General features: G+C 62.2%; 11 protein-coding genes. 6 read left to right on the forward strand and 5 right to left on the reverse strand.

What is annotated here, in order from left to right:
* The first annotated feature begins 38 nt into the window (after positions 1 to 38).
* Positions 39 to 1,115, forward strand: a complete 1,077-nt coding sequence (locus BB347_RS07100; RefSeq protein ID WP_076582291.1) for an ABC transporter ATP-binding protein — start codon at positions 39 to 41, stop codon at positions 1,113 to 1,115.
* 90 nt (positions 1,116 to 1,205) lie between these two features.
* Positions 1,206 to 2,585: an ABC transporter substrate-binding protein gene (locus tag BB347_RS07105; RefSeq protein WP_083687758.1), complete on the forward strand. Its 1,380-nt coding sequence runs from the start codon at positions 1,206 to 1,208 to the stop codon at positions 2,583 to 2,585.
* Here BB347_RS07105 and BB347_RS07110 read toward each other — a convergent pair.
* The 4 genes from BB347_RS07110 to BB347_RS07125 all read right to left on the reverse strand — a co-directional run bounded on the left by BB347_RS07110 (position 2,579) and on the right by BB347_RS07125 (position 6,743).
* Positions 2,579 to 3,124: an RDD family protein gene (locus tag BB347_RS07110; protein ID WP_076582292.1), complete on the reverse strand. Its 546-nt coding sequence runs from the start codon at positions 3,122 to 3,124 to the stop codon at positions 2,579 to 2,581. The genes BB347_RS07105 and BB347_RS07110 overlap by 7 nt on opposite strands.
* Positions 3,125 to 3,239: 115 nt before the next feature.
* Positions 3,240 to 4,721, reverse strand: coding sequence for an APC family permease (locus BB347_RS07115; protein WP_076582294.1), 1,482 nt, complete (start codon positions 4,719 to 4,721; stop codon positions 3,240 to 3,242).
* A gap of 397 nt (positions 4,722 to 5,118) precedes the next feature.
* The gene (locus BB347_RS07120) at positions 5,119 to 6,306 is read right to left on the reverse strand and encodes an acyl-CoA dehydrogenase family protein (RefSeq protein ID WP_076582295.1); all 1,188 of its coding nucleotides are present in this window, start codon (positions 6,304 to 6,306) and stop codon (positions 5,119 to 5,121) included.
* 164 nt (positions 6,307 to 6,470) lie between these two features.
* Positions 6,471 to 6,743: an MTH865 family protein gene (locus BB347_RS07125; protein WP_076582297.1), complete on the reverse strand. Its 273-nt coding sequence runs from the start codon at positions 6,741 to 6,743 to the stop codon at positions 6,471 to 6,473.
* A 243-nt stretch (positions 6,744 to 6,986) separates the two neighbouring features.
* Between BB347_RS07125 and BB347_RS07130 the strand changes: the two genes are divergently transcribed.
* Together BB347_RS07130 and BB347_RS07135 are read left to right on the forward strand one after the other, a co-directional pair.
* Positions 6,987 to 8,135: an acetyl-CoA acetyltransferase gene (locus tag BB347_RS07130; RefSeq protein WP_076582298.1), complete on the forward strand. Its 1,149-nt coding sequence runs from the start codon at positions 6,987 to 6,989 to the stop codon at positions 8,133 to 8,135.
* A complete protein-coding gene (locus BB347_RS07135; RefSeq protein ID WP_076582300.1) occupies positions 8,132 to 8,572 on the forward strand; it encodes a Zn-ribbon domain-containing OB-fold protein in 441 nt (146 codons plus the stop codon). Before BB347_RS07130 ends, BB347_RS07135 begins: the two co-directional genes overlap by 4 nt.
* A gap of 115 nt (positions 8,573 to 8,687) precedes the next feature.
* Here the strand turns inward: BB347_RS07135 and BB347_RS07140 are convergent, their stop codons facing one another.
* Positions 8,688 to 9,674 carry an FAS1-like dehydratase domain-containing protein gene (locus tag BB347_RS07140; RefSeq protein ID WP_170872014.1) on the reverse strand — a complete coding sequence of 329 codons (987 nt, stop codon included), beginning with the start codon at positions 9,672 to 9,674 and terminating at the stop codon, positions 8,688 to 8,690.
* 293 nt (positions 9,675 to 9,967) lie between these two features.
* Here BB347_RS07140 and BB347_RS07145 point away from each other — a divergent pair, with 293 nt between their 5' ends.
* The gene (locus tag BB347_RS07145; RefSeq protein WP_076582301.1) at positions 9,968 to 10,738 is read left to right on the forward strand and encodes an SDR family NAD(P)-dependent oxidoreductase; all 771 of its coding nucleotides are present in this window, start codon (positions 9,968 to 9,970) and stop codon (positions 10,736 to 10,738) included.
* A 112-nt stretch (positions 10,739 to 10,850) separates the two neighbouring features.
* Complete coding sequence (locus BB347_RS07150) at positions 10,851 to 12,437, forward strand: class I adenylate-forming enzyme family protein (RefSeq protein WP_076582303.1); 1,587 nt, start codon at positions 10,851 to 10,853, stop codon at positions 12,435 to 12,437.
* Positions 12,438 to 12,465 lie beyond the last annotated feature (28 nt).

The following is a 12,465-nucleotide window of genomic DNA, read 5'->3' on the forward strand; positions in this document are numbered from 1 at the left end:
CGACACAATCGACACAACCACACTAACACAACAAAATCATGGCAGCAATCACCATTCAGAACCTCACGAAACGATTCGGATCGCTCGTCGCCGTCGACGACTTCAGCCTCACCATCGAGGACGGCGAATTCATCACCCTCGTCGGCCCATCGGGCTGTGGGAAGACGACGACGCTTCGCTGCGTCGCCGGCCTCGAGAGCACGACCTCCGGCACGGTCATGTTCGGCGAACACGACGTTACCGACTACCCCGTCCAGCAGCGGGGAATCGCGTTGCTCTTCCAGGACATCGCGTTGTACCCACACATGACGGTCGAAGAGAACATCGGCTACCCGTTGAAACTCGAGGGCCAGAGCAAGGAACAGCGCAGCGAACGAGTTCGCGATGCCGCGGAGATGCTCCAGATCGAAGATCAACTCGAGAAACACCCGAGCGAACTCTCCGGGGGACAACAACAGCGCGTCGCGCTGGGGCGGTCCATCGTCAGGGAGCCCGCGATGTTCCTGTTCGACGAGCCGATGAGCGACCTCGACGCGAAGCTCAAACACGAATTGCGGCCGCTGTTCGCCGAAGTAACTGAGAAGGTCGGCTGTCCGACGATGTACGTCACCCACGATCAGGAAGAGGCGATGACGATGTCCGACCGTATCGCCGTGATGAACGACGGCGAACTCGAGCAGGTCGGGACGCCGAGGGAGGTCTACGACGAGCCACAATCGTCGTTCGTCGGGGAGTTCATCGGTCGACCGAACATGGAGTTCTTCGACGCCGACGTCTCTCGACAGAACGGAACGATGGATCTGTCGATCGGAGATACGGCCTATCAAATCGCCACCTCGGAGGCGTTAGCCCAGTACGAAGACGGAAACGTTCGAATCGGTATTCGACCACAGGACATCTCGGTTTCCTCGGATGCCGACGACGGACTCACCGGCGAACACGTCTTCGACGAGACGCTCGGCGATCAGACGCACAGCCTCTTCGACACGCCGCTGGGACGGCTCACCGTCGTGACGCCGCCGAAGTTCCGCGGAAACGGCCAGCAGTACGGCCTCGAGTTCGACACGAACGCGATGAAGGCGTTCGACCCGAAGAGCGGGCTTCGGATCGAGTAATTACCACTGCTCGATTTTCCGTCGTTCGTCGGCGAACGCGGTGAATACAGACGATATCTTTATAATGATTGTTAACAACAAGCACGGTATATGCCAGGTAGTGGTATACACAGGCGACAGGTACTGTCAGGCCTCGGCGTCGGAGCGGCCGGACTCTTCGCGGGGTGTCTCGGCGGCGGAGACGACGACGAACTACACATCCTCACCGATCTGACCGGCGGCGAGTGGGAAACGTACTGGGAGGAAGAGCTCATCCCGGGATTCGAGGAAGACTCGGACGTCCCGGTCAACATCGAGTACACGGGCTTACACGGGTCGGGCGAGCAACGGCTCGCGACGCTGTTACAATCCGGTGACGCACCCGAGTTCTATCACGGAACGACCTCCGAGTTCGGCGACCTGATCAACCAGGGGCTGACCAGACAGGTCGACGACGTGGTCGACGACCTCGAGGAGGAGTGGGGTGACGCGCTGTTCAAGTACACGCTCCAGCCGATGACCGGCGACCGCGACGAAGAGACGCACTCGATTCCCCACGGCGTCTACGTGGGTGGCTGTCTCAACTACCGAGCCGACGTGTACGAGGCGCTGGATCTCGAGGTGCCCGAAACCTGGGACGAACTCGTCGACAACGCCCAAGCCATCGACGAGTCGGACGAGTTCGAAGAGATGCGCGGGTTCGGCCTCGCCGGAGAGCCGGTCGGCAAATCCGGCTCGGACTTCGCTAATTGGCTCTACAACTCCGGCGGCGACGTCTGGCAGGAAAACGGCGACGGCGAACTCGAGTTGTGGTTCGACGAGGAACACGTGATGCCGGTGTTAGACGTCTTACTCGAGCTGTCGGAGTACTCACCGGACGCGTCGGCGATCGGCTGGGAGGACACCATCGAAGACTGGATCGGCGGCAGATACGGCCAGTGTTTCATGAACAACGCGTGGCTCTGTGGTCCAGCGTACGAGGCGGGCGCGGAGGACCTCGCCCTCGCAACCGAGCAAGCGCTGATACCGACTCGAGATGGTGCCGACCCGGTAACGCGAGGGTGGGTGCTCGTCAACGGGACGCCGATCATCGACGGCTCGAGCAACCCGGAGACCGCCGAGGAGTTCAAACGGTACATGTACGGGGCGGACAATCACGTCGAGGTCTCCCTGATGGAGCCGATGCGGTTCATCCCGCCCTACGAGGAGATCATCGACGACGACGAGTATCAGGAGGCGGAGATCTTCCAGGTCGAAGACGGGGCGTTCCTCGAGAAAAACGAGTTCATCATGGACGAGATCGTTCCCGAACTCGAGAGCCCGGAACTGCCCTCGAGCCCGGAGACGCTCCACGTCGGGACGTTCGACATCCCCGCAGAGTTGACCAACCGAGTGCTGGTCGACGGCGAGGATCCCGAAGAGGCCTACGAGTGGGCGGTCGGCGAGTACGAGACACGCTACGATGACGTCCAAGACCAAGCAAACTACTGACGCTCGCTCGAGGCGGAAGCGCCTCGCGCGTGCCTATCGCGATCATAGAGCGACTCCGCGGTCGTGACCGGTCGGACGACGAGCGTCCCGGCGAGACGATCACCTAATCTACGACCGGTCGGCGAGCGACGAACGACGAACCAGCCGAGGACGTAGCCGACGGGGAGCCAGTCGACGTATCGCAGGACGTTTCGAATTGCTGCATCGTGGACGGACAGGTGAGCGCCGTCTTCGCTAACGACGAGGAGTCCCATTCGCTTTTTCCCTGGCGTTCGGCCGTAGCGCCACTCGAAGCAAAACGTATAGCCGAGGTAGATCGGGACGAGCCCGACGAGGCTCAAGAGAAACGCACCGTTTCCGAGTGCCAGAAAGGCGTCCGTGAACGCGACCAGCAACACGGCCAGTATTGCCGTCTCGATAACGAAATAGCACACGGCGAGGTCGATTCCCGTCGCGATCGCTCGGCGTTTGAGCAACGACGGCGACGCCGACTCGAGGTCGGGGTCGGGCACTCGTTTGGTGGGAATCGAATCGAGCACTATTGCTCACCTGTATTAGCCACCGAGAGGCGTGTCGAGGTCCGCTCGTGGCCACGCTCGAGCGCCGGGTCGATTGCGATTGCGGAGTCGTTTCGTTCGCGTGCCGTGACGTCCATCAGTCTTCGGTGGTCGATGAGGTGTTCGATTGCGCCTCTGGCGTCTCAGTCTCTGCTTCGTCCTCGGACTCCGAAGCGCGAGAACCCTCTTCGGCTCGCTGTTCCTCGTAGTCGTGCAGTGATTTCATGCGCTTTACGAGGTCGACATCTTTTTTCTTCTGAAGGGAACGAACCCGGTAGCGGTAAGCCGGGTACGCGAGGATGATCCAGCCGAAGATGATCGCGAGGATCCAGCCGAGTTCGAGCGAGACGCCGGCCAAGAAGATCGACGACACGAGCGCACTCGAGACGGCGACAACTTTCAGTACCGGTCGTGGCAGTTTGTAGATCGAGTACTCGTAGCGACGCTCGAAGCGCTTCGGCAGGTTCCACAGCGCGACGGCACTGATGATCGCGCCGATCATCGACGTGATCGACAGAACCGCGGCCATGATGACGGGCGTCGTCGAGCTAATCGGCGGCACCATAAGCAACGCCGGGACGGCGAGCAACAAGATCGCTCGGTGTGGCGTCTGGTACTTCGGGTGAAGTTTCGCGAAGAACAGCGGAATTGCCTCGTCTCGAGCCGCTCGCATGAGCTGTCTCGAGTAGGCGGTATAGAGCGTGTTGAGCGAGGTGAACGCCCCGACGACGGCGGCGAAGGCGACGAAGTAGGCACCGCCGGTCGGCAGGAACTCGAAGGCCGCGTACGCGACGCCGGCATCCCGATTCTCGATGTAGAAGTCGAGCGGAACGACGCCGACGGCGACGACGACGAGGAGCACCATGAGCCCGATCGAAATCACGGCGCTGAGTCCTAACACCCTGGGAATGTTCTTCACCGGATCCTCGAGTTCCTCACCTAAGTCGGTCGCGAGGTTGAACCCGTGCATCGCGATCGATAACGAGACGATCGCGAGGAAGAACGCACCCGTTCCGGATTCGAACATACCCGTGTAGTTCGCGGTGTCGATGTAGAGCGATCCCGGCACGATAAAGAGCAACATGCCGCCGATAATGATCGAGACGAGGACGATCTGAACCTGCGTCACGATCCGGATGCCCAGAATGTTCAGGATGATGAACGGAATCATGACGGCGTACATCAACGCCCACATCGGGATCCAATCGAACGTCGGGAAAAAGCGCATGAACTCGGCGAACCCGAACGCGAGGTACAGTTGACCGAGCCAGATCGAGGGGATGACGATCCACGGGAGTAAGAATCCGAAGAACGGACTGATCAGCCTCGAGCCGTAAACGTAACTCCCACCCGCCGCGGGCATCGCGCCACCGATTTGGAGCGTGCTGAGGATGCTGAAGGTTACCGGCAGGATGACGAGCATCATGGCGATGGCGACCTCCGGTCCGAGGCCGTCGTCGGCGATCAGGTGAGCCGGTAACAGGAACGCCGTCATCGCGATGACGTTGCCGACGAGGAGTAACGTGCCCCCGAAGAGACCGATCTTCTCGTCGATAATCTTGAACTCTGCGTTAGACATGGGTATCGACACACTCCACGTTACTTCCCGTGACGTTCACGCCAACAACGCCCTCCAACGGCGGTCGGTTTCGCATTTTCTGTCGTCGAGGAACCGACGTCCTTCGAGACGGCCAGTCGAGTCGAGCGTCTCGTCTTCCGTTTCGGCTAGATCCCAATCGAATAGTCGGCTGTCTGACTATATTCACCCACGTATCCATGGCAAGAATATTCGATCCGAGTGCCGTAAATCTAGTGGTTGGTTATCACGGTTGATAGTAACGTGAATGGTGTTCACACTCAATGTGCTTCGACGTTACGCACGTAAACGGTGTGGTCGATGGCGTTAACGGTGAGTGAACGCGTCCTCGACGAATCCGACTCCCGACTCTCACACTCAGTGTCTCGTGGGTAGCGATTCAGGTGTACGCTTGCATGTCGGTCAGTTCGTAGCCGACGACCAGTTTCTGAATTTCGGTGGTGCCGTCCGGAATGGTCATCGTCCGCGCATCTCGGTAGTAGCGCTCGAGCGGGTACTCCGTCGAGAGGCCGTTCCCGCCGTAGATCTGCATGGCGTCGTCGGCGACGTCGACCGATTTCTCGCAGACCCACCCCTTCGAGAGTGAGGAGAGCATTCGGGCGTCCGGGTCTCCGGCGTCGATCTTCTGGGCGGTGTGACGCGTCAGGAGTCGCCCCGTCTCGAGGCCGGCACGGATATTGTAGAGCTTTTCCTGGATAAGCTGGTGCTGGCCGATGGGTTTTTCGAAGACCTCCCGATCGGTCGCGTACGCGAGTGCGGCCTCGTAGGCGGCTTGCATGATGCCCACGGAGATGGCGGCCATTCCGTTTCGCATCGAGGCGAACATCGTGTTCAAGGGGTTTCCGCCGGCACCACCGCCCGTCGCGAACGACGACTCGCTCGGATCCATTCGACCGTCGCTCATCGCCTCCATCACCGCTCGAGAGAGTTTGTTCTCCTGTGGAATGCGACACTCGTCGAAGAAGAGTTGGCCCGTCGGTGAGCCCTTCCAGCCGAGTTTCTCGAGCGGTCTGGTCTCGAAGCCGGCGGTCTTCTGGTCGACGAGGAACATGTCCCGTTGGTCGTGTTCGTCGTCCCAGGCGACGACAAGCGCGATATCGGCGATGGGGGCGTTCGACACCCACGTCTTCTCGCCGGTGATGACGTACTCGTCGCCGTCTTTAGTCGCGGTCGTGTTCGGCACCTTGGTATCCGACCCGCCCGCCGGTTCCGTGATCGCGAAACAACCGATGAGTCGGTCGGTCTCCCACTCCTCGGCGTAGGCCTCGCGCGTTCGCTCGGAGAAGATTTCGAACATCGTCACCGGTAGCGACATCCCCATCGTCACCTGCAGGCTCGGCCACACGCGAGACACCTCCTCGCTGACGATGGTACTCGTCAGCGGGTCGTCGAAGCGTTCCTCGGCGTACGGCCCCACGTCTATTTCGGCCATCTTTTGCATGTAGTCGATCGCGTCGTCTTTCGACAGGGGTTCGCGATCGGCCTCGGGTAACTCCGGTGCGATCTCTTCGTCCATGAACTCTCGAACCGAGTCTCGAACCATCCGTTGTTCGTCGTTGAGCATCATCGTGTATTCACTCCTGACAGCAACTCGACTATCTCTGCAGATTATGTTAAAACTTCTCACAAGAAGGGGAAGAACAAAACGCGACTCGAGCGCGGGGATCCGGACGACGCGTCGCTCGGACGCCAAAACGACGCTGCTCGGAGAAGTATCGTGCGCTCGAGCGCTCAACTCGGGAGTTCGCCGGCGTCTTGAAGGCCGTCGACGATGTCGTCGGCGACTTCCTCGGGGCCGTGGTAGGGGTATCGATCGGAGTCGCCGCCGTCGGACGCGTTCTGGAGTTCCATAATCGACATCGAGAAGTCGCCCGACTCGAACGTCGTGGCCGGGCCGTTTGGCAACGCCGGGAGGAACTCCATCGGGTTCGAGACGGGGTAGTCTGCACCGTCGAACGCCTCGACGAGCTGTGATCGGATCTCTTCGGGATCTGGCTCGGACATAGTACGGTTTGTGGTAACAGTATCCATCCACATAATCTTTTCCGCCGAGCAATCTCCGTTGATTCAAGCAACCAACACCTCGCACACACGCAACTGACTGGTCGAAACGGCCGACTGTGGCTCCGTCGCTTCGTCGCGCCAATGACCTTTGTTACCGGCCAGCGTGGCACACCACCACAATCTATTTGGCGACCGTCGGAAAAACGCCGTCCATGACTGCACTCGCTGTCAGGAGGCACGACTGTGGCTGAACCGATCGTCGCCGGCGTCGCCGAGAGCGACCTCGGTGAAACACCCGACCGAAACTGGCTCGACAACGCGGGCATCGCGACCGTTCGCGCACTCGAGGACGCCGGGCTGGCACTCGAGGACGTCGACGGCGTCGCCGTCGCCGGCGGGAACGACTACATGCCCGCGCTGGTCCTCTCGGAATATCTCGACCTCGAGGAGCCGTCGGTGCTCGAGGGCACCGAAATCGGCGGCTCATCGTTCGAGAGTTTCTGCGGGCACATCGGCGACGCGATGGCTCGCGGGCGAGCGGACGTCGTCGTGATCGCCTACGGCTCGACGCGCAAGACCGGACCCGGCCGGGATCAGTCCCTCGAGATCACCCACCCCGTCGACGGGTTCGTCCGGCCGACGGGGCTCTTTCGCCCGCCCGGTGCGTACGCGATGGCCGCCCAGCGGCACATGCACGAGTACGGGACGACCGAGGAGCAATTGGCCGAAATCGCCGTCTCAACGCGCGAGTGGGCCTCAATGAACCCCAAAGCGGCACACCAGGACTCGATCAGCGTCGACGACGTCCTCGAGTCGCGTCAAATCGCGGAGCCGTTCAACCTCCTCGACTGCTGTCTCGTCTCCGACGGCGGTGGCGCGGTCGTGTTGGCCTCCGAGGAGAAGGCTCGAGAACTCGGGGTTCCCGAAATCGCCGTCTCCGGCGTCGCCTCGACGAGCACGCACCGACAGGACATCAGCGAGATGCCCGACATGACGACCACCGGCGCGGCTGTGACGGGACCGAAGGCGTTCGAACAGGCCGGGATCACCCCCGACGACGTGGACGTCGCCCAACTCTACGATTCGTTCACCTACACCGCGCTCGTGACGCTCGAGGATCTCGGCTTTTGTGAGAAAGGCGAAGGCGGCTCGTTCGTCGAAGGTGGAACCACGGCTCCGGGCGGCGAGTTGCCGATGAACACGCAGGGCGGCGGCCTGTCGTACTGCCACCCCGGCCACTTCGGCGTGTTCGTACTCATCGAGGCCGTCCGCCAACTTCGGGGCGACTACACGGGTGATCGACAGGTCGACGGCGCGGAGGTCGCCGTCGCACACGGCACCGGGGGCATCCTCTCCTCGAGTAGCACCGTCGTCCTCCGGAGGGAAGCATGAGCGGCTCCGAACCCGCCCCCGTCGAGGATCGACGAGACTCGTGGGAGGGGCCGGTCCCGATTCCCAGCGGCGCGAACGAGACGTTCTGGGAAGCAACGCTCGAGGGCGAGTTGCTGTACCAGCGCTGTGAGGAGTGTGGAACGTCACAGCTCTACCCGCGAGCGGTCTGTACGGGGTGTGGGACCACCGATCCGCCGTTCGAGACGAGTGAGGGCGTCGGGACGGTGTACTCCTACACCGTCTGTCACGTTCCCGGCGAACCCGGCTTTAGCGACCGCACGCCGTACGCCGTCGCCGCGGTGGCGCTCGAGGAGGGACCGCGGCTGCTCGCTTTGCTCGATTGCGATCCGGAGGCGGTCGAAGTCGGCATGCCACTCGAGGTCACGTTCTGGCAGGTCTCCGAAGAGGCGGCGATCCCGGTGTTCGTGCCTCGGTGAGTGGGCTGCGCGAAGAGCGTCGTCACTATCTGATTTTCCTATTCGAACACCTGGATGGCCTCGAGTTGGCTCCCCTCGAGAATTTCTCGTGACGGCTGAAGCGACGGTCGCTCGCTCAGTCGTCGGACAGCGTCGCCGTGGCGGAGCCGGTCAGCAGCGTTTCGCCGCGTTGGTTCTCGACAGCGAGATCGATCTCGACGCCGCCGTCGTCGGGGTGGCTCTCGACGACTTCAGCCGTCGCGGCGATCGAGTCGCCGGGGAAGACCTGCGACTGGAAGCGGACGCTGAAGGAATCGACGGCCGCGAGGCCGAACCAGTCGGTGACCGCTCGAGAGGCGACGCCGGCGGTGAACATTCCCTGCCCGAAGACGCTCTCGTTACCCGCTTCGCGGGCGTAGGGTTCGTCGTAGTGAATCGGGTTGAAGTCCCCGCTCGCGCCCGCGTACTTGACGAAGTGCATTCGCTCGAGGTCCTCGACGACGACCGTCGGTCCCGTATCGCCGACGGCGAGGTCGTCCGCGGAACGAACGCGTTCGACCTCCGTCGCGGGTGGGACGGTGTCGTCTGTAGCCGTCGAATCGTCTCCGTCCGTCGGGTCCTCACCGTCACCGGCGTCGCTCTCGTCGTCGTCGACGGCGCCGTCGGTCTCGATGACCGTCGCGCGGTCGGTGAGTACGAGGTCGTCGCCCTCGTCGCGGTACTCGGTCTCGTAGACGGCGAACGTCATCGTTCCGGCTCGGCCGCCGTCGCGTTGGAAAACGTCCGTCAGGGTGGTCGTCCCCGTCAGCACGTCGCCGACCTGGAGCGGTCGCTCGTACTCGTAGCCTTGTTCGCCGTGGAGGACGTACTCCGGTCGAAAGCCGAGGTCGAAGCCGTACATCTCGAGGTCGTCGGGTCGATAGCGCGGGAATCGACTAACTCGAGCGTACGTCAGGGGCGCGGGCAGGCGGTCGAATCCGCGTTCGGCGGCGACGTCGGCGTCGCGAAAGACGGGATTTGGATCGGTGATCGAGCGGGCGAACTCCTCGACTTTCCCCGGTTCGATTCGGAAGTCCTCGACGGTGACTCGCGAGTCGCCGACCATCGCCTCGAGGTCGGCCATCGACTTACTCGGCACGAGCGACACCCCCGAGGATCGTCCGGCGGGATGGTTTGGGATACTGACTCGGCGATCGACGCGCGGTCTCGCTGTGAATGGTCACCATTTCCCCTACCGTTTTTCGACGAATCTCATAAGCGTATTCCTCGCGGTCAACGAAGCGAGGCGGGACCGAATCCGGAGACGCGACCGGTCACATGATTTATTACACCGATTGTCGAAGTTGCGTGCTGTATCATGATAGCAAATGCCACGTTGTGGCCAACAGTGAGTCGACTGTTCGCGGGGCGGTATCGATGACGACCAGCCAGTTCAGCCTCGAGGGCGAGACGGTCGTCGTCACGGGCTCCTCGAGCGGGCTCGGGAAGGCGATGGTCGAACGCTTCGCCGAGGACGGCGCGAACGTCGTCGTCACCTCTCGAGAACTGGACAACGTCGAACCGGTCGCGAGCGCGATCAACGAGGGCGACGCCGATGGGCGCGCGCTCGCACTCGAGTGCGACGTGCGAAATCGCGGGTCGGTCGACGAACTGGTCGATCAGACCGTGAGCGAGTTCGGGTCGCTCGACGTGTTTATCAACAATGCGGGCGCGAGCTTTCAGGCACCAGTCGCCGAGATCAGCGAGAACGGCTGGAAGACCATCGTCGACATCAACCTCCACGGGACGTTCCACGGCTGTCAGGCCGCGGGCGAGTACATGCGGGACAACGGCGGCGGCAAGATCATCAACATCGCGAGCGTCGCCGGCCAGCGAGGCTCGAGACAGATGAGTCCCTACGGCGCGGCGAAAGCTGCTGTGATCAACTTCACGAGTTCGCTCGCGGCCGACTGGGCCGAAGACGACATCTGGGTCAACTGCATCGCGCCCGGATTGGTCGCCACCGAGGGCGTCAAGTCCCAGATGGGCGTCGATGACGACGCGGACGCGATCGATCGCTCGAGAGCGGATCGAACGATCGGGAGGCCCGAAGAGGTCGCGGATCTCGCGCAGTTCCTGGCCAGTCCGGCTTCCTCCTACATCGTCGGCGAGACGATGACGATCAAGGGAACGCCGCGCCTCGAGTGAGGCGGTCGGCGTCTCTGACCAGCGTCGTCGGTATCCACCGACCAGCGAGAGTTCCGGTTCGTGTTACCAAGATCCATACACTTTTCAGTGATATCGACAAACCACTTGACAAATGAACGACCTCGAGTTGGTTCCAGCAGCGTCGCTGTTCGAACCACCCTACGACGGAAACATTGCAAAACTCCTGGACAGAGCGGTCGCCGAACAGCCCGAACAGATCGCGATCGAACACGCCGGAGAGACGGTAACCTATCGGGAATTTTCGCGCCTCGTCGAAACCTACACCCGCGGATTGCGCGGGCTCGGTATCGAGCCCGACGATCGGCTCTGTCTCTACATGCCAAACGGAATCGCGTTCAGCGCCGTCGTCTGGGCGTGCGTTCGGGGCGGGATCGTCGCGAGTCCACTCAACCCGGCCTACCGTCGCCGCGAAATCGAGTACCAGGTCGACCACGCCGACGCGAAGGCCGTCGTCGTGGCCGGCGAGGCGAGCGAGCACGTCGTCGACGCCCTCGGCGGCCTCGAGGCGGAAATTGTGAGTACGAGCGCCGACGCCGACCACACGTCACTCCCGTCGGTTGCGGAGGGAGGTGACGACGGCAACGGCAACCTCGTCGAACGCTCGGACGACGACGTCCTCCTCCAGCCCTACACCTCGGGGACGACCGGCGATCCGAAAGGCGTCCTTCTCACCCATCGAAACTTCCGGGTCCAGATCGCGACCAGCGTCTCGAATTACAGCGCGAGTCCGATTCAGGGCGATTCGCTCATCATCCTCCCGATGTACCACATCACCGGCCTCTTGCAGATGCTCTCCTCGCTGTGTTCGGGGCGGACGCTTCACTTACTTCGACCCGATCAGTGGGACCCAGAACGCGTCCTCGAGTTGATCGACGAACACGACATTCCGGCGTTCATCGGCGTCGCGACCATGTTCAGCGACTTGCTCGAGGCCTACGATCCGGAGAAACACGGCCTCGAGGCGCTCCAGCGGGCGGGACAGGGTGGCGACAAACTGCCGAAGCCGGTTCAAGAAGCGTTCGAGGAGCGAATCGGCGTTACGCTCTCGGAGGGGTACGGACTCACGGAGACGACGGCGACGACGCACACCATTCGCTGGTCGACGCTCGGCAACCGACCGGGGAGCGTCGGCCAGCCCGCCGGACACACGCGCTCGAAAATCGTCGACGAGAACGACGAACCGGTCGGGACCGGCGAGGAAGGCGAGTTGCTCATCGACGGTCCACAGGTTATGGCGGGCTACTACAAGAATCCCGAGGCGAACGAGGCCGTCTTCACCGACGACGGCTACTTCCGGTCCGGCGACATCGCGTCTCGAGACGACGATAACTACTACTACATCAAGGGGCGCGAGAAGGAGATGATTCTCACGGCGGGATACAACGTCTACCCCCGCGAAATCGAAGACACGCTCTACGATCATCCGGGCGTGCTCGAGGCCGCCGTCTTCGGCGTCCCCGACGAGCGACGGGGCGAGACCGTCGCCGCAGCCGTGGTGCCCACGAACGGGGCGTCGATCACCGACGAGGAAATCGAGGAGTACGTCCTCGGCGAACTCGCACCGTACAAGCACCCTCGGTACGTCGAAGTCCGTGATGAACTGCCCAAAACCGGGAGCGGGAAAGTACAGAAGACGGTCCTGCGCGAGGAGTTCGGTCGAGAGTATGTCGATGAGTGAGAGTCGCACACAAGCGCGGGACGTGGTG

Origin of the sequence: Natronorubrum daqingense, assembly GCF_001971705.1 — an archaeon.
GTDB lineage: Archaea > Halobacteriota > Halobacteria > Halobacteriales > Natrialbaceae > Natronorubrum > Natronorubrum daqingense.